The sequence below is a fragment of the Caballeronia sp. LjRoot29 genome, assembly GCF_964252755.1.
In the GTDB taxonomy this organism is placed as follows: domain Bacteria; phylum Pseudomonadota; class Gammaproteobacteria; order Burkholderiales; family Burkholderiaceae; genus Caballeronia.
This window is the reverse complement of the sequence record NZ_CAXUPU020000018.1, coordinates 64,077-85,234: the sequence shown is the minus strand read 5'-3', so window position 1 is coordinate 85,234 and position 21,158 is coordinate 64,077. Positions and strand designations below refer to the sequence as shown.

The following is a 21,158-nucleotide window of genomic DNA, read 5'->3' as shown; positions in this document are numbered from 1 at the left end:
GCCGCCATCCGCTCGATCACCGTCTACTCACCGTTCCCTGCGTTCCAATAGTTCCAGCAAGCCGCGCAGCGCGTACGCTGCCGCCTGGGTGCGAATCTGCTCGCGATCGCCTTTGAATTGCTGCGTCTCCACCGACGTGTGCAAGCGGTTGCTCCACGCAAAAGACACCATGCCAACAGGCTTTGTTTCCGTGCCGCCACCCGGCCCCGCCACACCCGTAATCGACAGCGATACCTGCGCCCGGCTATTCCTCAGCGCGCCTTGCGCCATGGCTTTGGCGACCGGCTCGCTGACCGCGCCGTGACGTTCGATCATGTCGGCCGGCACGCCGATCATCTCGGTTTTCGCGGCATTCGAATAGGTGACGAAACCACGCTCGAACCACGCGCTGCTGCCGGAAATGTCGGTCATGGCGGCGGCGACCATCCCGCCGGTGCACGACTCGGCGGTCGCGAGCATCAAACGCTCGTCGCGCAGTTTGTTGCCGGCACGGATGGCGAGCTGGTGGACGACGTTATCGGTAGCCATGGCAAAGCCTCGGGTGGGGGCGGTCGGAAACGTGAGATGCAGGCAACACGGAAATCAAATGGTCATGCGCCATAGCGCAATCACGAGCAGCGTGAAGAAAGCAGCGGCGATATCGTCGAACATGATGCCGAAACCGCCTTTCAACTGGCGGTCGAAATAACTGATGGGCGGCGGTTTCACCATGTCGAAGAAACGGAACACGATGAACGCCCACAACTGTCCCGTGAACGTAGCCGGCGTGACGAACAGCAACACCAGCCAGAACGCGATGATCTCGTCCCACACCACCGGCGACGGATCGGAAATGCCCATTTTCTTCGCCGTGAAACCGCAGAACCAGCAGCCGGCCACGAAGCCCGCGGCGATCAGCACGGCCCATTCGGCGACCGTCAGGTGCGGGTTGAAGACCACGAACGACACCCATGCAAACAAGGTGCCGACCGTGCCGGGCGCGATCGGCGACAAGCCGCTGCCGAAGCCGAGCGACAGGATATGCAGCGGATGCGACAGCATGAAGCGCGCGCTGGTACGGCGCGATGGTTTCGGGCGTGGTGTGTCGTCGATTGTGTCGATGATCGGATCAGTCTGCATGAAAATGGTCGAAGCCCGTGTCCAGAAAGGAAACCGGACCAGTGTTGTCGCGCCAGTCGATGGCCGCTGGCTCTGGACGCTTGCTCGGCGCGCCAGATGCCGCTGGACTCTCGGTGGCCGGACCCTCGATTGTACCGATACGCGTCACCAAAACTTTCTGCGCCGTTCCTGTCCGCTCGATTTCGGTCCTTGCGGCGACCGGCGCGGTGAAGCAGAGCTCGTAGTCGTCGCCCCCCGCCAGGATGCAACGCCGCTGCGTGGTTTCCGGCAGCGTGGCGAGGGTTTCGGAGCGCGGTATCTGATCGATATTCACCGTCGCCCGCATCTTCGAGCGCTTCAATATATGGAGCAGGTCACCAGCGAGGCCGTCGGAGATATCGAGCGCAGCGTGAGCGACGCCTCGCAACGCGATGCCGAGCGCCACGCGCGGCTCCGGCTGTTCGAGCGCATTGATGGCGATAGCTTCGTTGGCAGCGCTGTCTAGCGACCATTCGCCGCGGCGGATGCCGAGCCCGGCACGTGCGCCACCAAGCACGCCGGACACCCAGATGTCGTCGCCCGGGCGAGCCGCGTCACGACGCAGCGCCTGCGCGGCGGGCACGTCGCCAAACACGGTGATGCTGATGGTGACGTGAGGACCACCGGTGGTATCGCCGCCGATCAGCTCGCAGCCGTATCGGTTCGCCATTTCAAATAGACCGCCGCTGAATGCTTCGAGCCAGCTTTCATCAGCTTTCGGCATTGACAGCGCCAAGGTGAACGCGCGCGGCTTCGCACCCATGGCGGCCAGGTCCGACAGATTCACCGCCAGCGCTTTGTAACCTAGCGACCACGGGGAGACATCGGGGAAAAAATGGCGGCCCGAGACGAGCATGTCGGTGGAAATTGCCAAGTGCTGACCGGGTTGCGACGCGAGCAGCGCGCAGTCGTCCCCGATGCCGAGCGTCGCGTTCGGGTCATCGCCCGTTGATGGAAATGCGGCGGCAGGCTGGGAGAAATATCGTTCGATCAGGGAAAACTCTGAGAGCATCGGCGATCCGGCAAATGTCGAGGGGCGAGGTTGGAGACGATGCGCGCGTGTTGGCGCGCGTTTCATCTTAATAAGGGAACGTTGCGGCGTAACCCGCTGCCGGCTTGGCGCTCATGGTGGTTTTCCAGGCCTTGTCCAAATGGGCTATGTGCCGTGTATTGCCGGTATCACCGGTCGGGACGGACTTTGATTGGCGCTACAATGCATTCGAACTTGTATTCTAATCTTGCCTTCAGACCGACGCCTCATGACCACTCCAGCCGATAACGCCAAAGCCAAACTCCGCGAAGCCGCGCTCGATTACCACGAGTTTCCGACTCCCGGCAAAATCGCGATTGCCCCCACCAAGCAGATGATCAACCAGCGCGATCTCGCGCTGGCTTATTCACCGGGCGTGGCGTTCGCGTGCGAGGAAATCGTCGCCGATCCGCTGAATGCCGCGCGTTTTACCGCGCGCAGCAACCTGGTCGGCGTCGTGACCAACGGCACTGCGGTGCTCGGGCTCGGCAACATCGGCCCGCTGGCATCGAAGCCGGTGATGGAAGGCAAGGCCGTGCTGTTCAAGAAGTTCGCCGGTATCGACGTGTTCGACATCGAGCTGAACGAGATGGACCCCATGAAGCTCGTCGACGTCATCTGCGCTTTGGAGCCCACGTTTGGCGGCATCAACCTGGAAGACATCAAGGCGCCGGATTGCTTCATTGTTGAGCGCGAATGCCGCAAGCGCATGAAGATCCCGGTGTTCCACGACGACCAGCACGGCACGGCTATCGTAGTCGCGGCTGCTATCACGAACGGCCTCGTCGTGGTCGGCAAGAAGATTGAAGAAGTGAAGCTGGTTGCGTCGGGTGCAGGTGCTGCGGCGCTGGCGTGTCTGGACCTGTTGGTTGAACTCGGCATGAAGCTCGAAAACATCTTCGTGACCGATCTGGCCGGCGTGGTCTACAAGGGCCGCGTGGAATTGATGGATCCGGACAAGGAACGTTTCGCGCGCGAAACCTCGGCGCGTACGCTCGCCGACGTAATGGAAGGCGCCGACGTATTTCTGGGGCTGTCCGCCGGCGGCGTGCTGAAGCAGGAGATGGTCAAGGGCATGGCGCAAAAGCCGCTGATTCTCGCGCTTGCCAACCCGACGCCGGAAATCCTGCCGGAACTGGCGCTGGAAGTGCGTCCGGATGCCGTGCTTGCCACCGGCCGTACGGACTACCCGAATCAAGTCAACAACGTCCTGTGTTTCCCGTTCATTTTTCGCGGCGCACTGGATGCAGGCGCAAGCACGATCACGCGCGAAATGGAAATTGCCGCGGTGAACGCAATCGCGGAACTGGCGCGGCAGGAACAAAGCGATATCGTGGCAACCGCTTATGGCATTCAGGACTTGTCGTTTGGTCCCGAATACCTGATTCCGAAACCGTTTGACCCGCGCCTGATCGTGAAGATCGCGCCGGCCGTGGCAAAAGCTGCCATGGACTCAGGCGTGGCCACGCGTCCTATCGAAGACATGGATGCTTACGAGCAGCATCTGCAGCAGTTCGTCTATCACAGCGGCACGACCATGAAGCCCGTGTTCCAGCTCGCACGCAGCGTGGAGCCGGACAAGAAGCGCATTGTGTTCGCCGAAGGTGAAGAAGAGCGCGTATTGCGCGCCGTGCAGATCGCGGTGGACGAGAAGATCGCCAAGCCAATCCTCATCGGACGACCGGCTGTGATCGCGCAACGCATCACGAAGTACGGTTTGCGTTTGACGGCTGGCGTAGACTTCACGGTGGTGGATACGGATCACGACGAGCGGTATCGCGACTTCTGGCAGACGTATCACACCATGATGGCGAGGAAGGGCATCAGCGCGCAAATGGCGAAGCTTGAAATGCGCCGACGCACCACGTTGATCGGCGCAATGCTGGTCAAGAAGGGCGAAGCGGACGGCATGATCTGCGGCACGATCAGCACGACGCATCGGCACCTGCATTTCGTCGATCAGGTGATTGGCAAGAAGGAAGGCTGCAGCGTCTACGCAGCAATGAACGCGCTGGTGCTGCCGGGCCGGCAGATTTTCATTGTCGACACGCACGTGAACGTGGACCCGACCCCCGAGCAGCTTTGCGAGATCACGATCATGGCGGCGGAAGAAGTGCGCCGTTTCGGTATCGTGCCGAAGATCGCGTTGCTGTCGCATTCGAACTTCGGTACAAGCAACGCGCCGACGGCCGTCAAGATGCGCGACACGCTGGCATTGCTGCGCGAGCGTGCGCCGGATCTGGACGTGGATGGTGAAATGCACGGCGACGTCGCGCTGGATGCCAACCTGCGCCGCGAAGTCCTGCCGGAGTCAACGCTGGTCGGCGATGCGAATTTGCTCGTACTGCCGAATATTGATGCCGCGAATATCTCGTATAACCTGCTGAAGACGGCGGCCGGCAACAACATCGCGATTGGCCCGATGTTGCTGGGCGCGGCTCAACCTGTGCATGTGCTGACGGCATCGGCTACGGTGCGCCGGATCGTGAACATGACGGCGTTGCTGGTGGCGGACGCTACGGCTGTGGCGCGGTAAGGGTTCAAGGCTCGCGCGGCTTAGACCCGCGGGAGCTCAACCCGCGCCGGGCTGGCGGTTCGAGTCGAACTCCGGTAAGAAGAACTGCAAAAGAGGGATTGCGACGAGGTGTCGCAATCCCTCTTTTTATTTCTGCGCTCGTCTGGCCAGCGTGAACAGAGCGTCCACTCGGCTTCATGCCTTGGAATATCTTTTGGCTTATCGGGTTTCCCCTCACGAAAAAAAAGCGTGCCGGATGATCCGACACGCCACGAGGTATGCAAGGGGATTTGCTTTCTCCTCCAAACAGCGATGGTGCCGGTTTTTACACCGTGGAAGCTTCGCGAGAGAGGCGACACTAGTTCCACTCCCCAAACCATGCATGACGTCATTTTTCACTAGATAAAGCTAAAAATATCTCGGACTGATCCTAAAAATGATCGAGGCCTATTTTTCTTGTCATCGACGAAAAAGCGTTGGCGAGCCGCATACAACGGTCAGATCCGAGGGAGAAAGCGCCTGAAAAATGAGCATCTGCCGAACCAACATTGATTCCCGGTGTCATTAGCGATACCCTTACGTCTTTCATGGTCGTCATATTTTTGGGTTCAAAGCGGGGACAGGTTTCGTGAAGCGCGCGTGGTTTTGTGGATTGATCGTGGCGCTTTCATGGGTGTTGAGCGGCTGCGGGAAAAGCGGGCCGGATGCCCAAAGCCCGGGTGCGAACACCTCTGCAGTAGCGTCGCAGGCGGAACCGCCGCACGTGTTGCAAGACAAGGACAAGCTGAAAAGCGATCCGCGCGCAGAGAGCTGGCGCGATACCGCCTCAACGGGTTCGGAACCGTCGCAGACTACCGTCGATGCCGCGCAATTGCCAAAACAGGCCATTGTGACGCTACGGCGGATCGAGGCTGGCGGGCCGTTTCCGTATGAGAAAGACGGCATCGTGTTTGGCAATCGCGAGCGTATGCTGCCGCCGCACCCGCGCGGCTTTTACCACGAATACACCGTTCCTACGCCGCGCGCCCGCGATCGCGGCGCACGTCGGATCGTATGTGGCGGGCCCCGTCGGCAGATCGACAACTGCTTCTATACCGACGACCATTACGTGAGTTTTAAACGCATTGCGGGATTAACTTCGGGATGAACGGCATGAGCGACAACATCTACGCGCACGACAACGGTGTCGCGGGTGATCTTTTCGCCGGCGATGGCAACATGTTCCAGCGAGTTTTGCGACTCCGCACGACAGACGAAAATCGACCCGACGACGAACAGAGCACGGCGCTGTCATCATTGAACGAGGGGTCTATGAGTCTTTTCAAGACGGTGCGATCAAATATCGTGCAGTCGATCCGCGCTTTCAGGGTCCAGGATCTCGCCGACGAAGCGAGCAAGCTGGGTCAGCATTTCCTATATGCGTATTGCGGTCAGGCCCAGAGCAAGCAGGAAGTGCTCGAAACTATCGCTACATCGTTTTTGTTTCCGAAGCACTTCGGGAAGAACTACGACGCGCTCTACGACAGTCTTACCGATCTGGTGCATAAAGCGGGTTCGCAGCCGGGTTTCGTGATCGTGCTGGAAGCGCTGCCGGTTGCGCAGAAATTTGACAAAGAAGGGCGCGAAACCTTGCTCGACGTGTTTCGCGAAGCAGCGGAATTCTGGGCGGAACGGCGTGTGGCGTTCAGGGTGTTTTACTCGTTCGCCTGAGGCGTTTGCCTGAGTTCTTCGCCGGCACGTAAGCGATAGCGCCCGAATTCAGGGTTTAGCACTGCGGGCAAGGCGCTGCGTCTCTCGGCGAAAAGAGGTCAGAAAGCCGGTCGTCGTCTGTTGAACACAGGCGTTGACTGGCTTTTTTGCGTTTTATTGCGGAATGAATCGCAGCGCGGGAGCCTTACCGACCTGCATCACCACCCGCCCCAGCGCGCGGCGAGTGCTCCAAGGACTGCTATACCCGCCGTTTCGGTGCGCAAGACGCGAGGTCCAAGGCCAAGCGTGGCAAACCCGGCATCGACAATAGTCGCTTCCTCTGCCGGCGAAAACCCGGCTTCCGGCCCGATCGCGACGGTCACCGGTGCCGTGGGCGCGCTTGTTGGCAAAGACGCAAAGCCAAGCTGAGCACGCGGTGACAGCAGCAGCCGCAACTCGCCATCTCCGGCGGGCGGCAGGTTACCGAGCCATTTGTCCAGGTCCAGAGGCGCCGCGACATCCGGCACCCGGTTTCTCCCACATTGCTCACATGCGGCTCGTACCAACGCCTGCCAATGTCCTTGCCGACGCGCCGCGCGTTCACCCGAAAGCCGCACCACGCCGCGTTCGGCCGTGAGCGGAACGACGGCCGCGACGCCCAGTTCCACCGCCTTCTCGATCAGCCAATCCATTTTGTCGCCGCCCGCCACGCCTTGCGCCAGGGTGATTCGATACGGCGCTTCCGCTTCACGTTCGATGAATTCATCGAGGTGAACGATCGCAGTTCGCTTGCCGATTTCAACCAGATGCGCGCGATATTCACCGCCCGCTCCGTTGAACAGATGGACCGTGTCGCCCGCTTGCAGGCGCAGGACGTGCACATGGCGGATGACATCGTCCGGCAAGGGCATCATTTCGCCCGCGACGAGCGGGCTGGCAACAAAGAAACGTGGCATGAAATGACTCGCCCGGGCGCTGTACAGCGCGGGGGCAGGGAAGTGATGGATGCTGAACTCGGCTATTTATCTAGAACGCAGAACACGACGACGTAGAACACGACGGACCCAGCCTAATTCAAATGCCGGGCGATTGCCCACCGATACCCGTCCGGGTCTTCGAACTGTGCAAAACGATCGCCCCAGTACTGGTCCTGGGGTTGGATCAGCGGTTTCGCGCCGACCGCGATTGCACGCGAGAACACGGCGTCTACATCGTCTACATAGAGATAGAACGATTGCGGCGCCATCAAGCCCGTGCTTTTTGGGGTCTTCGCGTGCGAACCATAAGCGCCTTCGGGGGCGAACATCAGGATCAATTGCCCGCGATAGGTCATCTCGACATGGATCACGGCGCCGTCGTCGTTGACGCTGTCACGCACTGCAAAACCTAGCGCTTGTTCGTAGAACCCCGTGGATACACGGGCATCGCGAACGGTCAGGTAAGGCGTGAGCCACGGCACATCGGCGGGGCGGGGGTCGGACATAAGGGCTTCTCCTCGAGCTCGGCTGATGCCTGCATTGTGCCATGGCGCCCTTTGGCAGACGGGCCGGGCCGCGAAGGCCGGGCCACGCGGGCTGGGCGGGTTTCAGTTGCGGCGCTACGCCGCGTCTGCCGATGTGCTGGTGCAGGGAGCGTGCCCGCAGGAAGCCTTCGTCATGATTGCCGTTTCCGGCGAACAATCGCTTCCTGCGCCGCCCGGTTCCCCGCCGCCGTCCCGCCAGCGCCTCAAAGTCGTCTGCTAGAATAACCGGCTTCCGATCCTCTCCGTTTCTCGTCGCTCCGGGTGTTGAAAACGTAGGTTCTATCGTTTGCTCCGGTGCGTCGCTCAGAATCATCCCAGGATCTTTTCAGGACCTACCGGACTCGACATGACGACCCCGACTTCCAGCCAGACCACCCTGATGGCCAACGCAATCCGTGCGCTGGCAATGGACGCCGTGCAACAGGCCAACTCCGGCCACCCGGGCATGCCAATGGGCATGGCGGAAATCGGCGTGGCGCTCTGGTCGCGTCACCTCAAGCACAACCCGAGTAATCCGCATTGGGCCGACCGCGATCGTTTTGTGTTGTCGAACGGTCATGGCTCCATGCTGCTGTACTCGTTGCTGCATCTGACCGGCTACGACCTGGCGATCAACGAACTCAAGAACTTCCGTCAACTGCATTCGAAGACGCCGGGGCATCCGGAATACGGCATTACGCCGGGCGTTGAAACGACGACCGGCCCGCTTGGCCAGGGTCTGGCGAACGCGGTCGGCATGGCGCTCGCCGAAGCACTGCTCGCAGCCGAGTTCAACAAGGACGGCACGAAGATCGTCGACCATCACACGTACGTGTTTCTCGGCGACGGCTGCATGATGGAAGGCATCTCGCACGAAGCCTGTTCGTTCGCCGGCACGCTCAAGCTGCACAAGCTGATCGCGCTGTACGACGACAACGGTATTTCTATCGATGGTCACGTTGAGCACTGGTTCCACGACGACACCCCGAAGCGTTTCGAAGCCTACGGCTGGAACGTGATCCGCGCGGTCGATGGCCACAACGTTGACGCGGTGGACGCGGCCATTGCGCAAGCGAAGAACTCGGACAAACCTACGCTGATCTGCTGCCGTACGACTATCGGCAAGGGTGCGCCGACCAAGCAAGGCAGCCACGATTCGCATGGCGCGCCGCTGGGCGCCAAGGAAATCGCGGACGCGCGTGCCGGTATGGGCTGGACCTGGGAACCGTTCGTGATTCCGCAGGAAGTCTATGCGGCATGGGACGCGAAGGAAGCGGGCGCGCGCGCCGAAGCCGAGTGGAACAAGCGCTTCGATGCCTACCGCGCGAAGCATTCGGCTGAAGCCGCCGAGTTCGTGCGCCGCATGAAAGACGAACTGCCTGCCACGTGGGCGCAGGACGCGAAGAACATTATTGAAGCTGCGAATCAGAAGGGCGAAACCATTGCCACGCGCAAGGCGTCGCAGCAGACGCTCGACGGCCTTGCCGCCGCGCTGCCTGAACTGCTTGGCGGTTCTGCCGACCTGACGGGCTCCAACCTGACCAACTGGAAGGCATCGAAGCCGGTGCGCGCGGGTGAGAACACGAACGAGATCCAGTGGGGCAACCACATCAACTACGGCGTGCGCGAGTTCGGCATGAGCGCGGCCATCAACGGCATCGTGCTGCATGGTGGGTATCGGCCGTTTGGCGGCACCTTCCTGACGTTCTCGGACTACAGCCGCAACGCGCTGCGCGTGGCTGCACTGATGAAAGCGCCATCTATCTTCGTGTTCACGCACGATTCAATCGGCCTGGGCGAAGATGGCCCGACGCACCAGTCGGTGGAACAAACGTCGAGCTTGCGCCTGATTCCGCACTTGCAAGTGTGGCGTCCGGCCGATACCGTCGAAACCGCCGTTGCATGGACGCATGCCATTGAGCACAAAGGGCCTTCGGCGCTGATTTTCACGCGTCAGAACCTGCTGTTCTCGGCGCGTAACGACGTGCAGATCGCGAACATTGCGAAGGGCGGCTACGTGCTGCGCGACTGGAACGACGACATTCCCGCACGCAAGATCATCCTGATTGCCACGGGTTCGGAAGTCGAACTGGCGCTGAAGGCCGGCGAGAAACTGGCGCAGGAAGGCATTGGCGCACGCATCGTGTCCATGCCGTGTACGAACGCGTTCGATCTGCAAGACCAGGAGTATCGCGACCGCGTGTTGCCGAAGGGCGTCGTGCGTGTGGCGATCGAAGCCGGCGTGACCGATTTCTGGCGCAAGTATGTGGGTCTCGAGGGCGGCGTGGTGGGCATCGATTCGTTCGGCGAATCCGCGCCCGCCGGCGAGCTTTTTAAGTATTTCGGCTTCACCGTCGAGCATGTCGTGGAGACGGCAAAAGCCGCGCTCGCGGGCTGATATCGGGTACTTTGTCTTTGGAGGAGTTGATGACCCAACTCATCCGGCAAACCCCGCAGCAGCGAACTGGAACATTTTTTCAGCCATCAGGAGATAGACCATGACGATTCGCGTTGCAATCAACGGCTACGGCCGGATCGGCCGCAATACGCTGCGCGCCTTCTACGAAAACGGCAAGAAGCACGACATCGAGATCGTTGCGATCAACGATCTCGGCGATGCCGCCACGAACGCGCACCTGACGCAGTACGACACGGCGCACGGCAAGTTCCCGGGCGAAGTGTCGGTGGATGGCGATTACCTCGTGGTGAACGGCGACCGCATCCGCGTGCTGGCTAACCGCAACCCGGCCGAATTGCCGTGGGGCGAATTGAAGGTCGACGTGGTGCTGGAATGCACGGGCTTCTTCACGACGAAGGAAAAGGCCAGTGCGCACATCAAGGGCGGCGCGAAGAAGGTCATCATCTCGGCGCCGGGCGGCAAGGACGTTGATGCAACCATCGTCTATGGCGTGAATCATCACGTGCTGAAGGCGTCGGATACGGTGATCTCGAACGCATCGTGCACGACGAACTGCCTGGCGCCGCTCGTCAAGCCGTTGAACGACAAGATCGGCCTGGTGAACGGCCTGATGACGACGATCCACGCGTACACGAACGACCAGGTCCTGACCGACGTCTATCACGAGGACCTGCGCCGCGCGCGCTCGGCCACGCATAGCCAGATCCCGACGAAGACTGGCGCCGCTTCAGCAGTTGGCCTGGTGCTGCCGGAATTGAACGGCAAGCTGGACGGTTACGCCATTCGCGTGCCGACTATCAATGTGTCGATCGTGGACCTGTCGTTCATCGCTGCACGCGACACGACGGTGGACGAAGTGAATTCGATCATGAAGGAAGCATCGGAAGGCTCGTTGAAGGGCATCCTGGGCTACAACACCGCGCCGCTGGTGTCGATCGACTTCAACCACAACCCGGCGTCGTCCACATTCGACGCAACGCTGACGAAGGTGTCAGGCCGTCTGGTGAAGGTGTCGAGCTGGTATGACAACGAGTGGGGCTTCTCGAACCGCATGCTGGACACGGCTGTTGCTTTGGCCAACGCCAAATAACGCCGACAAGTAAGGCAGTGGAATCAAGCTGAAAAAAAGCCGCCGGTTTGCAAGAACCGGCGGCTTTTTCACGCTTGTTTTACGTTACGTGCTGAATCACACGCACATACACTCATCAAGATCAGTTCTTCCTGTGCGGGCAATGTTCCTTCGTACACGTGCCATACAGGGCAAGCGCGTGCTCGTGCAGCTTGAAGCCGCGTTCCTTGGCGATATCTTGCTGGCGGCTTTCTATTTCAGCGTCGAAAAACTCTTCCACCATGCCGCAGTCCAGACACACCAGATGGTCATGATGGGTGCCTTCGTTGAGTTCGAACACCGCTTTGCCCGACTCGAAGTTACTGCGGGAAAGCAGGCCCGCTTGCTCGAATTGAGTGAGCACCCGGTACACGGTGGCGAGACCGATGTCGAGTTCTTCGTGCAACAGGTTTCTATACACGTCTTCTGCAGTCAGATGACGCACAGGACTATGCTGGAAAATCTCAAGTATCTTGAGCCGGGGCAACGTTGCCTTCAGCCCGATATTTTTCAGATCGGCGGGATTGGTCATGGCTAGGCATCCCTAGAGTACAATTCAAGGTTCTCATAGTAATGCGTTTTTACCGTTCCGGTCACCATCCGAACGAAATGGCGCGATCTCCGAAAGACTCCGCAACTTCTTGCGCCCCCACGGGCGATGGGCCAGGCGAAGGGTGAAATGAAGGGTGAAATGTTTCTAAAATCTTTATTGAATAGCCGGGAGAGCCGTCGTATGCGCGGAACTTTGATCGCTGCCGCCACTATGACCGTCCTGGCTGGATGTTCCACTTACGACAGCGTTACGCAAAGCATCGCGCAGCACATCACGCCGTATCGGATCACGGTTGTGCAGGGGAACTTCGTTTCGGCGGAAGCCGCGAGCCAGATGAAAGTCGGCTTGTCGCGAGACCAGGTGAAGGCGCTGCTGGGCACGCCGTTGCTGGCAGACATGTTCCACGCGGATCGCTGGGACTACGTCTTCTACTTCAAGCGCGGTTCTACGTCGGTTGTGCAGCAGCGTGACTTTGTCGTGCTGTTCGCGGGCAATACGGTGGCGAGCTGGTCGGGCGGCGAGAATTTGCCGTCGAATCTCGAACTGCTGGCTGAAATCGATGGCGACAAGGGCGTCAAGCTGACCTCCGCTACGGCTGCGGCCACGGCGGCCTCGGCCAAAGGCGCCAGCGCAATAGACGCAACGGCCGCAGCGGGATCGGCGAGCGGGGCAGCGGTCGCGGGAGCGGCTAGTGCGCCGGGCATCCGTCCGGATGCATCGAATGCGTCGAACGCGTTTGCCGGCGACGCCAACCAGCAAGCCGCTCAAGCTGCAAATCGCGCAACGGACGCCGTGCAGACACCTACGGGCCGCACTCGCTCGTCGGCCATGCCGGTTGTGCCGGGCAACCCGGGATTACCGCCGAACGTCAGTGCCGCAGGCAACTCGCAGATCCAGTTGCAGCGTCGCCCGAACCCGGTCACGATCCCGGACAGCAGCGCCGTGGGTCCGTCGGGCACGTCGCCTGCCCCGGCGAACTCGGGCAACGGTCTAGGCGCGCCCTCCGTGCCGACGACTACCAACTAAGCAGAACGGCGGGCAGACGTACGTTGCCCGCCTGCTTTGTCTGGTTTCGTCAGGATCTATTCTGCTCGGGCGGCTGCGCGCCAAGCTGCAGCCGCATCCGTCGTGTCGCTATCATGCTTCTGACTTCGTCGCTTTCGTAGCTCCAACTCACGCGAGACACGCCATGAAAATCGCCATCGCCGGCGCATCGGGCCGCATGGGCCGCATGCTCATCGAAACAGTTCTGAAGGACGCCAACGCCACGTTGGCCGGTGCGCTCGACAGAACCGGCGCGCCGCAGCTCGGCCAAGACGCAGGCGCGTTCCTCGGACTAGAGACCGGCGTTGCGCTGACTGACAACATTGAGCAGGTGTTCGCCAGCGCGGACCTGCTGATCGACTTCACGCGTCCCGAAGGCACGCTCGTGCATCTGGAAGCGGCGTTGCGGCATAACGTGAAGATGGTCGTCGGCACGACCGGTTTCGACGATGAACAAAAAGCCCAATTGCGCGCGGCCGGTGAAAAAATCGGCATCGTGTTTGCGCCGAACATGAGCGTGGGCGTGAACGTGACGCTCAAGCTGCTCGAGTTCGCAGCGCGACATTTCGCCGAAGGGTACGACATCGAGATCATCGAGGCGCATCACCGGCACAAGGTCGATGCACCGTCGGGCACCGCGCTTGCAATGGGTGAAACCATCGCCCACGCGCTCGGCCGCGAGCTGAAGGATTGCGCCGTGTATGGGCGCGAGGGCGTGACTGGCGAACGCGATCCATCGACCATTGGTTTCGCGGCCATTCGCGGCGGCGATATTGTCGGCGATCACACTGTGTTGTTCGCCGGCATTGGCGAGCGCATCGAGATCACGCACAAGTCGGCCAACCGGCTGTCGTATGCGCAAGGCTCGTTGCGCGCCGCGCACTTCCTTGCGGGCCTCGAGCGCGGTTACTTCGACATGCAAGACGTGCTCGGTTTGCGCGAAGCCTGAGTCCGAGCCACTAAACCCCGGGGTTATTTTTCCGATGGCTACAACCGGCATCATCCATTATTTGCAGAGCAGCGACGGCATCACGCATGGCGTCGCGGGCGTGCTTCTGGCCATGTCGGTGGCGAGCTGGTGTTTTCTCATCGTGAAGGCCTGGGTCCTGGTGCGCGCGAAGCGTCAGGGACCGCGCGCCGTGCAGCGTTTCTGGCAGGCGCCGACGCTGTCCGAAGGCATCGCGGAATTGCGGAAAGTGGATCGGGAACGGGTGTACCTGCCGCTTGCGGTTGCTGCATGGCGTGCTTCCGAAGCCGAGATGCCCGGCGCCTTGATCGCGCATGTGGAGCCCGGCGAGCGCGTGCTGCGCGCGTTGCGACATGCGTTGCTAGCATCGCAACGGCGGCTTGAATTCGGGCAGGTCCTGCTCGCATCGGTGGGAAGTACAGCGCCGTTTGTCGGCTTGCTCGGCACCGTGTGGGGCATTTATCACGCGCTCGGCAGCATTGCCGCGAGCGGGCAGGCCATGATCGAAAACGTCGCGGGTCCGGTTGGCGAGGCGCTCATCATGACGGCGTTCGGGCTGGTCGTGGCTATCCCGGCCGTGCTTGCGTACAACGTGCTGGGGCGGATGGTGCGGCAGATATCGGAAGAACTCGACGGTTTCGCGCACGATCTGCACGCGTACACGAGCGGCGTAGCGCCGCGCCGCGCCAAGAGCGCGCCGGTTGAAGACCGCGTGGTTTAACCGACCACCCGCCGACCCTCATATTCCCGCACCCGGACGAGTACATCATGGCATTCGGCGGACTGGACAAGAAATCGAACGGCGCGCCCATGGCGGAGATCAACATGACGCCGTTGATCGACGTCATGCTGGTGCTGCTGGTGATTTTCATCATCACGGCGCCGTTGTTCACGCATGCCATCCGGCTGGACCTGCCGAAGGTGGCGTCGCAGGTGGCGCGCGAGACGCCGGACACCATCACGCTTTCCATCGACGATACGGGAAAGTTTTACTGGAATGACAAGCCAATCACGTTCGAGCAGATGCAGGCGCAATTCGCGGCGGACGGCAAGAAGCCGACGCAGCCTGAGCTTCATTTGAGGGCATCGGCTGCAACACATTACGACGTGATCGCCCGCGTGATGGGTGCAGCGCAAAGCGCGGGGCTGAGCAAGATTGGCTTCGTGACTGACCCGGGAAAGCCGGCGCGATAAGAAGTTGCAAGCCTACTGATACGACATGGTGAAGGTGGCCAGAGCCTTGATGGAACCCGCTGCCAGATCGCCGGTGCGAATATATTGTGCCGACAGCGGTAATTCGAGCAATCCATTCGGCGATGCACCGATCAACCATTGGTTCTCCACGTTCTGGCCGATTGCGTCCGGACCGAACAGAACCGGTGTGTGCCCCGCCTTCAATACCTGGACCCCAACCCCCTTCGCTGTCGACTCCGCCGCGAGCTTGAGCACGTTGGATCGATTCGACGGATCGACGGCATCCGTAATCACAATGGACACCTGAGCACCCGCCGCGCAGGCGAAGCTCAAGTTGAACGCCTGCCTGCCTGCAATTACTCCCACGCTCGCCAACGAACGTGTGGCAACGGTTGGGAGCGTGATTGCAATGACCGGCGTCTGCACCGAACAGGCGGCGGTCATAAGCGTGCCCGTTGCGGTGCTTCCGTATAGATCTGCTTTTGGCCACGAACCGCCGGCATCCTTGATCGTGAATTTTACGATTGGCGCGCTCGACAGCACGGACGCGCCGCCCTTCACCGCGCCTGTTACCACAAGACTAGGTGTAACCGTCATGTCCGAATAGAGCCACACAGCCGAGTCCGGGATGCCGGAGACAAGATACGAGATGGCGATCTTGCCATTCTTCATCGTCAGGTTCTGCGCGTCGCATGTCTTGTCGCCGTTGAATGTGTACCGGACGCCCAGACCTGGCACGCTGGTCGGATAAACGTCGTCGAATCCCGGCGCTGGCGTTGTGGTCGTAGTCAGAGTGGAAATGGTGATCCCCGACGTCTGCCCTTTCGTGAGAAGTCACTGCGCCTGAAAGGTGCTCGGCGGCAACGTGAGCACGGTCTGGCCTGACGTGGCGCCCATGGGGATCGAAATCCCGCCCGCATCAATCGTATTGCCGAGACCAAGCCCGTTGCAACCGAGGTCCGCCTGTGCAGGCGCTGCGGCAAGCGCCGTGAATACTATCGATAGTGTCCGCATTGCGTTTTTAATGGCTTGCGAGAGCATATTCGATCTGCGGACTTCATCGCTCGCACGCGAAATGGCGAGCGAATGTATAGCAAAAGCGGTCATTTGAATCGTTTCCCGTTCATCGGTCGTGTGTGCCAGTACGACCAACAATCGTTCTGACTGATCCCGTACGTCAATCCCCGCCGTGAACACAGTGCGTTTCGATTTCGTGCTGACGTGGCGCACGAACGGTTATCGTGACGAAGCGAAGCGATTTGCAGCCGAGAGCGAAACGGCGGGATAGTTTGCTGTGGCGAGGCCGATTCGCCAGTCGGCAAAAAACGGGTGGAGCCGTGCAAGCGTTCGAACACCACAGGCGTCGTTTCAAATCGCTGGCGCCTCAAGGGCACCCGGCGTCGCCCACCCATCACAGCCGGTATAATCACGCTTTGCCCGGTTTTCACGTCCGCCGGGCCCCAAACCTCTGAACGCGATCATGAGCGCCAGGTCCGGCGAACGCTGAACGCCCGCACTAGCCGAAGAAAGCCAAAAACCACCATGCAAGATAAATACGTACCCGCCGACGTCGAATCCGCAGCGCAAAGCGACTGGCGCGCGAAAGATGTCTACCGGTCGACCGAAACCAGCGACAAGCCCAAGTTTTACTGCGTGTCCATGCTGCCGTACCCGTCGGGCAAGCTGCACATGGGGCACGTGCGCAACTACACGATCAACGACGTGATGTACCGGTTCCTGCGCATGAACGGGCATAACGTGCTGATGCCCATGGGCTGGGACGCGTTCGGCATGCCGGCGGAAAACGCCGCGATGGCGAACAACGTGCCGCCGGCGAAGTGGACTTACGACAACATCGACTACATGAAGAAGCAGATGCAGTCGATGGGCCTCGCTATCGACTGGTCGCGGGAAATTGCGTCGTGCAAGCCCGAGTACTACAAGTGGAACCAGTGGCTGTTCCTGAAGATGCTGGAAAAGGGCATCGCGTATAAAAAGACCGGGACGGTGAACTGGGATCCGGAAGATCAGACCGTGCTCGCGAACGAGCAGGTGATCGACGGGCGCGGCTGGCGTTCGGGTGCGCTGGTGGAAAAGCGCGAAATCCCGATGTACTACATGCGCATCACGGACTACGCGGATCAGTTGCTCGGCGACCTGGAAGGCCTCGGCTGGCCCGAGCGCGTGAAGGTCATGCAGCAGAACTGGATCGGCAAGAGCTTCGGCGTGAATTTCGGCTTCCCGTACGAGATCGACGGAGAAAGCAAATTGCTGCGCGTGTTCACCACGCGCGCCGACACCATCATGGGCGTGACGTTCGCTGCCGTTGCCGCCGAACATCCGCTGGCAACGCGCCTTGCTCGCGATAACGCTGCGTTGCAAGCGTTTATCGAAGAATGCAAGCGCGGCGGCGTGGCTGAAGCCGACGTCGCAACGATGGAAAAGAAGGGCATGCCCACGGGCTTTTTCGTCACGCATCCGCTGACGCAGGAAAAGGTCGAAGTGTGGATCGGCAACTACGTGCTGATGAGTTACGGCGAAGGCGCCGTGATGGGCGTGCCGGCCCACGACGAACGCGACTTCGCGTTCGCGAAGAAATACGCGCTGCCGATCAAGCAAGTGGTTGCCGTTGAAGGCAAGACCTACAGCACCGACGCGTGGGAAGAGTGGTACGCCGAGAAGGGCACGGGCACGCTCGTCAATAGCGGCAAGTACGACGGTCTCACATTCGCAGACGCGACCAACGCGATCGCCGCGGACCTGAAGGCGCTCGATCTCGGCGATAAAAAAATCACTTGGCGTCTGCGCGACTGGGGCATTTCGCGCCAGCGCTACTGGGGCACGCCGATCCCGATCATCCACTGCGCCACATGTGGCGACGTGCCGGTGCCCGAAGCCGATTTGCCGGTCGTGTTGCCGGAAGACCTCGTGCCGGACGGCACGGGCAATCCGCTCGCGAAGTCTGAAGCGTTCGTGAATTGCACGTGCCCGAAGTGCGGCGCGCCGGCCAAGCGCGAAACGGACACCATGGACACGTTTGTCGATTCGGCCTGGTATTTCTCGCGTTATGCCGCGCCGGACGCGACCTCAATGGTCGACGAACGCACCGATTACTGGATGCCGATGGATCAGTACATCGGCGGGATCGAGCACGCGATTCTTCACCTCTTGTATTCCCGCTTCTGGACGAAGGTCATGCGCGACTTGGGTTTGGTGAAGTTCGGCGAACCGGCGAAGAACCTGCTTACGCAGGGCATGGTGCTCAACGAAACCTATTTCCGCGAAGACGCGGCGGGCAAGAAGACGTGGATCAACCCGTCCGACGTGACCGTCACGCACGACGACAAAGGCCGACCGGTCGGCGCGGTGCTGAACGCCGACGGCAAGCCGGTGGTGATTGGCGGCGTGGAGAAGATGTCGAAGTCGAAGAACAACGGTGTTGATCCGCAATTGCTGATCGATGCCTACGGCGCGGACACGGCGCGTCTCTTCGTGATGTTCGCCGCTCCGCCCGAGCAATCGCTCGAATGGTCGGGCACGGGCGTGGAAGGCGCAAGCCGCTTCTTGCGTCGCGTGTGGCAACTCGCGCATGGCCGTGCGGACACGCTGAAAACGCACGCGAAGCTGGATACATCGAAGCTGAACGACTCGGACCGCACGCTGCGCCGCGAAATCTACACCATCCTGAAGCAAGCCGATTTCGACTACGGCCGCTTGCAGTACAACACGGTGGTATCGGCGGCCATGAAGATGCTGAACGCTGTCGATGCTGCCAAGGACGCGACGCCCGCCGTTCTCACCGAGACCTTCGGTGTGTTGCTGCGCGTGCTGTACCCGGTCGTGCCGCACATCACGTTCCAATTGTGGCAGGAACTTGGTTACGCCAATCTCTACGGCGGTTTGCTCGACGCGTCCTGGCCGAAAGTGGACGAAAGCGCGCTCGAACAGGCTGAAATTGAGCTCGTGCTGCAGGTCAACGGCAAGGTGCGTGGATCGCTGACCATGCCGAAGGACGCGTCCCGCGAGGACATCGAAAAAGTGGCGGTCGCGCACGAGATGTTCGAGAAGTTTTCGGAAGGGCGCGCGCCGAAGAAGGTCGTCGTGGTGCCGGGCCGGTTGGTGAACGTGGTCGTATGAACCGGACATCGCGCACTGTGAAAATCCTGGAGGACGTTGTGAGCAGGAAAGCTGTCAGCTTGAGTTCGACCCAGATCCAAAGCCAAGCGAAGACCAAGCGCGCAATCAGCCGTCGCTCGATCCTGACGCTGGCATGCAGCGCGGCGCTGCTGTCGGCATGCGGCTTCCAGTTGCGCGGGCAGCAGGACTACGCGTTCAAGCGGCTCGCCATTAGCGGCGGCACGCCGGAAATGCTGGGGCGCCTCCAGCGCGTGGTGGAAGGCGGCAGCGACACGGTGATCGTCAAGGTATCGGAAAAACCCGACGCGATCCTTTCGCTGACCGGCGGCAACGGCATGAAGACCTTGAGCCTGAATGCACAAGGTGTCGTGCAGGAGTATGAACTCGACTACAACCTGAGTTACTCGATGGTTGGCGCCGACGGAACCTTGCTGATTCCACCCAGCGTGATTTCACTGAACCGTGCGCTGACCTATAGCGATCAGTTCACGCTGGCGAAGGGTATTGAAGCGCAGACGCTGTATCGCGACATGCAGTTCGATGCCGTGGACCAGTTGACGCGCCGGCTTGCGGTGGTGCGTTCGCTGCATCCTTCGCCGAATGAAGCAGCGCCTGGCATTGCGCCGCGTGCGCCTTTGCCTGTACCGCCGCTGTAACCCCGGGTGCCTGAACAATGCAGTTGAAGCTCGACGCGCTCGACGCGCATCTCGCGAAAGGGCCGAAAGGCTTGTACGTCGTCTATGGCGATGAGCATCTGCTCGCGCAGGAAGCGTGCGACAAGATTCGCGCGAGTGCCCGGGCGAAGGGTTTCACGGATCGCTCGGTGTTTGTGGTCGACCGTTACTTCGATTGGAGTTCGCTATTGGGCGCAAGCCAATCGATGTCGCTCTTCGGCGACCGTCAACTGGTCGAGTTGCGCATTCCTACGGGCAAGCCCGGCAAGGAAGGTGGCGAGGCGCTGAAAACCCTGGCCGCCGCCGATAACCCCGATGTCCTCATGCTCGTCACCTTGCCGCGGCTCGACGCCGCCACGCAGAAGTCCGCGTGGTTCACGGCGCTGAGCGGCCCGGGCGTGATGATGAAGATCGATCCGGTCGAGCGCGCGCAGTTGCCCATGTGGCTCGGCCAGCGCTTGAACGCCCAAAACCAGCGCGTCGAGCCGGGCGAGGATGGACGGCGGGCGCTGGTGTTTATCGCGGAACGGGTGGAGGGCAATCTGCTCGCCGCGCATCAGGAAATCCTGAAGCTGGGTTTGCTCTATCCGGCGGGCGTGCTGACGTTCGAACAGATTCACGAAGCCGTACTGAACGTCGCGCGTTATGACGTATTCAAGCTCAATGAAGCCATGCTCACCGGCGATGTCGCGCGCCTCACGCGCATGCTCGACGGCCTGAAAGGCGAGGGCGAAGCTGGAACGCTCGTGATCTGGGCGCTGGTCGAAGAAATACGCACGCTGCTGCGAATGAAACGCGGCGTCGCGGCCGGCAAGCCGCTCACCACGCTACTGCGCGAGAACCGCGTCTGGGGACCACGCGAACGGCTGATCGGCCCTGCTCTCACGCGTGTGACGGAAGCGACGCTGGAAAAGGCGCTGTCGCTGGCGGCGAAGCTGGATCGGCAGGTCAAGGGCCTGTCAGGCGGTACCGGTCCGCGAGGCAGTGCGAACCCGGGCGATCCGCCGCCCGACCCGTGGGACGGCATGTTCGAGCTCGCGATGACCGTCGCGTCGTCGAGCAGCCCGCTGCAACGCCGCGTGCCGCTCGCACCGCCGTCAAAGCGCCCAGCCTGACTCCGGCATAAAATCGACCTATTTCGGCGCTCCACGCCAAAATCTGCTCTACACCGCAGCGTCGAACGAAACCAA

20 protein-coding genes are annotated in these 21,158 nt (G+C 60.9%); 12 read left to right on the top strand and 8 right to left on the bottom strand.

What is annotated here, in order from left to right; translation table 11 throughout:
* Positions 1-27: 27 nt before the first annotated feature.
* From ACSQ83_RS20055 to thiL, 3 genes are read right to left on the bottom strand one after another with little or no spacing between them, the layout of a single operon-like run.
* Positions 28-528, bottom strand: a complete 501-nt coding sequence (locus ACSQ83_RS20055; RefSeq protein ID WP_414950051.1) for a CinA family protein — start codon at positions 526-528, stop codon at positions 28-30.
* Positions 529-582: 54 nt separating this feature from the next.
* Entirely contained in the window at positions 583-1,119 is a 537-nt protein-coding gene (locus tag ACSQ83_RS20050) for a phosphatidylglycerophosphatase A family protein (RefSeq protein ID WP_414950053.1), read from the bottom strand.
* A complete protein-coding gene (gene thiL / locus ACSQ83_RS20045) occupies positions 1,109-2,149 on the bottom strand; it encodes a thiamine-phosphate kinase (RefSeq protein ID WP_436229352.1) in 1,041 nt (346 codons plus the stop codon). The genes ACSQ83_RS20050 and thiL overlap by 11 nt, the downstream gene beginning before the upstream one ends.
* Before the next feature lie 247 nt (positions 2,150-2,396).
* Here thiL and ACSQ83_RS20040 point away from each other — a divergent pair, with 247 nt between their 5' ends.
* The 3 genes from ACSQ83_RS20040 (at position 2,397) to ACSQ83_RS20030 (ending at position 6,392) form a co-directional block, all read left to right on the top strand.
* Positions 2,397-4,703 carry an NADP-dependent malic enzyme gene (locus ACSQ83_RS20040; RefSeq protein WP_414950057.1) on the top strand — a complete coding sequence of 769 codons (2,307 nt, stop codon included), beginning with the start codon at positions 2,397-2,399 and terminating at the stop codon, positions 4,701-4,703.
* Positions 4,704-5,310: 607 nt separating this feature from the next.
* Positions 5,311-5,829 carry a ribonuclease domain-containing protein gene (locus tag ACSQ83_RS20035; protein WP_414950059.1) on the top strand — a complete coding sequence of 173 codons (519 nt, stop codon included), beginning with the start codon at positions 5,311-5,313 and terminating at the stop codon, positions 5,827-5,829.
* A gap of 5 nt (positions 5,830-5,834) precedes the next feature.
* Positions 5,835-6,392, top strand: coding sequence for a barstar family protein (locus tag ACSQ83_RS20030; RefSeq protein WP_213768530.1), 558 nt, complete (start codon positions 5,835-5,837; stop codon positions 6,390-6,392).
* A 197-nt stretch (positions 6,393-6,589) separates the two neighbouring features.
* Here ACSQ83_RS20030 and ACSQ83_RS20025 read toward each other — a convergent pair whose 3' ends face one another.
* Together ACSQ83_RS20025 and ACSQ83_RS20020 are read right to left on the bottom strand one after the other, a co-directional pair.
* Complete coding sequence (locus ACSQ83_RS20025) at positions 6,590-7,327, bottom strand: 16S rRNA (uracil(1498)-N(3))-methyltransferase (RefSeq protein WP_436229351.1); 738 nt, start codon at positions 7,325-7,327, stop codon at positions 6,590-6,592.
* 113 nt (positions 7,328-7,440) lie between these two features.
* Positions 7,441-7,854 (bottom strand): VOC family protein, encoded by a 414-nt coding sequence (locus ACSQ83_RS20020; protein ID WP_414950063.1) that lies wholly within the window; start codon positions 7,852-7,854, stop codon positions 7,441-7,443.
* A gap of 385 nt (positions 7,855-8,239) precedes the next feature.
* Between ACSQ83_RS20020 and tkt the strand changes: the two genes are divergently transcribed.
* On the top strand, positions 8,240-10,270 hold the full coding sequence (gene tkt, locus ACSQ83_RS20015) for a transketolase (RefSeq protein ID WP_414950065.1): 2,031 nt from the start codon (positions 8,240-8,242) through the stop codon (positions 10,268-10,270).
* Between the two features lie 100 nt (positions 10,271-10,370).
* The gene (gene gap, locus ACSQ83_RS20010; protein ID WP_299705504.1) at positions 10,371-11,381 is read left to right on the top strand and encodes a type I glyceraldehyde-3-phosphate dehydrogenase; all 1,011 of its coding nucleotides are present in this window, start codon (positions 10,371-10,373) and stop codon (positions 11,379-11,381) included.
* A 121-nt stretch (positions 11,382-11,502) separates the two neighbouring features.
* Here the strand turns inward: gap and fur are convergent, their stop codons facing one another.
* Positions 11,503-11,931 carry a ferric iron uptake transcriptional regulator gene (fur, locus tag ACSQ83_RS20005; RefSeq protein WP_047895757.1) on the bottom strand — a complete coding sequence of 143 codons (429 nt, stop codon included), beginning with the start codon at positions 11,929-11,931 and terminating at the stop codon, positions 11,503-11,505.
* A 201-nt stretch (positions 11,932-12,132) separates the two neighbouring features.
* Between fur and ACSQ83_RS20000 the strand changes: the two genes are divergently transcribed.
* The 4 genes from ACSQ83_RS20000 (at position 12,133) to ACSQ83_RS19985 (ending at position 15,157) form a co-directional block, all read left to right on the top strand.
* Positions 12,133-12,978, top strand: coding sequence for an outer membrane protein assembly factor BamE (locus ACSQ83_RS20000; RefSeq protein ID WP_414950070.1), 846 nt, complete (start codon positions 12,133-12,135; stop codon positions 12,976-12,978).
* 163 nt (positions 12,979-13,141) lie between these two features.
* Entirely contained in the window at positions 13,142-13,945 is an 804-nt protein-coding gene (gene dapB, locus ACSQ83_RS19995; RefSeq protein WP_436229350.1) for a 4-hydroxy-tetrahydrodipicolinate reductase, read from the top strand.
* 34 nt (positions 13,946-13,979) lie between these two features.
* Entirely contained in the window at positions 13,980-14,684 is a 705-nt protein-coding gene (locus tag ACSQ83_RS19990) for a MotA/TolQ/ExbB proton channel family protein (RefSeq protein ID WP_414950074.1), read from the top strand.
* Positions 14,685-14,731: 47 nt separating this feature from the next.
* Complete coding sequence (locus tag ACSQ83_RS19985) at positions 14,732-15,157, top strand: ExbD/TolR family protein (RefSeq protein WP_414966480.1); 426 nt, start codon at positions 14,732-14,734, stop codon at positions 15,155-15,157.
* Between the two features lie 12 nt (positions 15,158-15,169).
* Here the strand turns inward: ACSQ83_RS19985 and ACSQ83_RS19980 are convergent, their stop codons facing one another.
* Together ACSQ83_RS19980 and ACSQ83_RS19975 are read right to left on the bottom strand one after the other, a co-directional pair.
* On the bottom strand, positions 15,170-15,895 hold the full coding sequence (locus ACSQ83_RS19980; RefSeq protein WP_436229349.1) for a fimbrial protein: 726 nt from the start codon (positions 15,893-15,895) through the stop codon (positions 15,170-15,172).
* Between the two features lie 96 nt (positions 15,896-15,991).
* Complete coding sequence (locus ACSQ83_RS19975; RefSeq protein ID WP_436229348.1) at positions 15,992-16,264, bottom strand: hypothetical protein; 273 nt, start codon at positions 16,262-16,264, stop codon at positions 15,992-15,994.
* 435 nt (positions 16,265-16,699) lie between these two features.
* On the opposite strand from ACSQ83_RS19975, the gene leuS reads away from it, so the two are divergent.
* The 3 genes from leuS (at position 16,700) to holA (ending at position 21,083) form a co-directional block, all read left to right on the top strand.
* Positions 16,700-19,294, top strand: a complete 2,595-nt coding sequence (leuS, locus tag ACSQ83_RS19970) for a leucine--tRNA ligase (protein ID WP_436229347.1) — start codon at positions 16,700-16,702, stop codon at positions 19,292-19,294.
* 104 nt (positions 19,295-19,398) lie between these two features.
* Positions 19,399-19,950 carry an LPS assembly lipoprotein LptE gene (locus ACSQ83_RS19965; RefSeq protein ID WP_436229381.1) on the top strand — a complete coding sequence of 184 codons (552 nt, stop codon included), beginning with the start codon at positions 19,399-19,401 and terminating at the stop codon, positions 19,948-19,950.
* A 17-nt stretch (positions 19,951-19,967) separates the two neighbouring features.
* Positions 19,968-21,083 (top strand): DNA polymerase III subunit delta, encoded by a 1,116-nt coding sequence (gene holA, locus ACSQ83_RS19960; RefSeq protein ID WP_436229346.1) that lies wholly within the window; start codon positions 19,968-19,970, stop codon positions 21,081-21,083.
* Positions 21,084-21,158 lie beyond the last annotated feature (75 nt).

Coding starts and splice junctions, on each gene's coding strand:
- ACSQ83_RS20030 (WP_213768530.1), top strand. CDS start 5,835: ATGAGCGACAACATCTACGCGCACGACAACGGTGTCGCGGGTGATCTT.
- tkt (WP_414950065.1), top strand. CDS start 8,240: ATGACGACCCCGACTTCCAGCCAGACCACCCTGATGGCCAACGCAATC.
- ACSQ83_RS20000 (WP_414950070.1), top strand. CDS start 12,133: ATGCGCGGAACTTTGATCGCTGCCGCCACTATGACCGTCCTGGCTGGA.
- gap (WP_299705504.1), top strand. CDS start 10,371: ATGACGATTCGCGTTGCAATCAACGGCTACGGCCGGATCGGCCGCAAT.
- leuS (WP_436229347.1), top strand. CDS start 16,700: ATGCAAGATAAATACGTACCCGCCGACGTCGAATCCGCAGCGCAAAGC.
- ACSQ83_RS19985 (WP_414966480.1), top strand. CDS start 14,732: ATGGCATTCGGCGGACTGGACAAGAAATCGAACGGCGCGCCCATGGCG.
- ACSQ83_RS20055 (WP_414950051.1), bottom strand. CDS start 528: ATGGCTACCGATAACGTCGTCCACCAGCTCGCCATCCGTGCCGGCAAC.
- ACSQ83_RS19990 (WP_414950074.1), top strand. CDS start 13,980: ATGGCTACAACCGGCATCATCCATTATTTGCAGAGCAGCGACGGCATC.
- dapB (WP_436229350.1), top strand. CDS start 13,142: ATGAAAATCGCCATCGCCGGCGCATCGGGCCGCATGGGCCGCATGCTC.
- holA (WP_436229346.1), top strand. CDS start 19,968: ATGCAGTTGAAGCTCGACGCGCTCGACGCGCATCTCGCGAAAGGGCCG.
- ACSQ83_RS19975 (WP_436229348.1), bottom strand. CDS start 16,264: ATGACCGCTTTTGCTATACATTCGCTCGCCATTTCGCGTGCGAGCGAT.
- ACSQ83_RS20020 (WP_414950063.1), bottom strand. CDS start 7,854: ATGTCCGACCCCCGCCCCGCCGATGTGCCGTGGCTCACGCCTTACCTG.
- thiL (WP_436229352.1), bottom strand. CDS start 2,149: ATGCTCTCAGAGTTTTCCCTGATCGAACGATATTTCTCCCAGCCTGCC.
- ACSQ83_RS20050 (WP_414950053.1), bottom strand. CDS start 1,119: ATGCAGACTGATCCGATCATCGACACAATCGACGACACACCACGCCCG.
- ACSQ83_RS20025 (WP_436229351.1), bottom strand. CDS start 7,327: ATGCCACGTTTCTTTGTTGCCAGCCCGCTCGTCGCGGGCGAAATGATG.
- fur (WP_047895757.1), bottom strand. CDS start 11,931: ATGACCAATCCCGCCGATCTGAAAAATATCGGGCTGAAGGCAACGTTG.
- ACSQ83_RS20040 (WP_414950057.1), top strand. CDS start 2,397: ATGACCACTCCAGCCGATAACGCCAAAGCCAAACTCCGCGAAGCCGCG.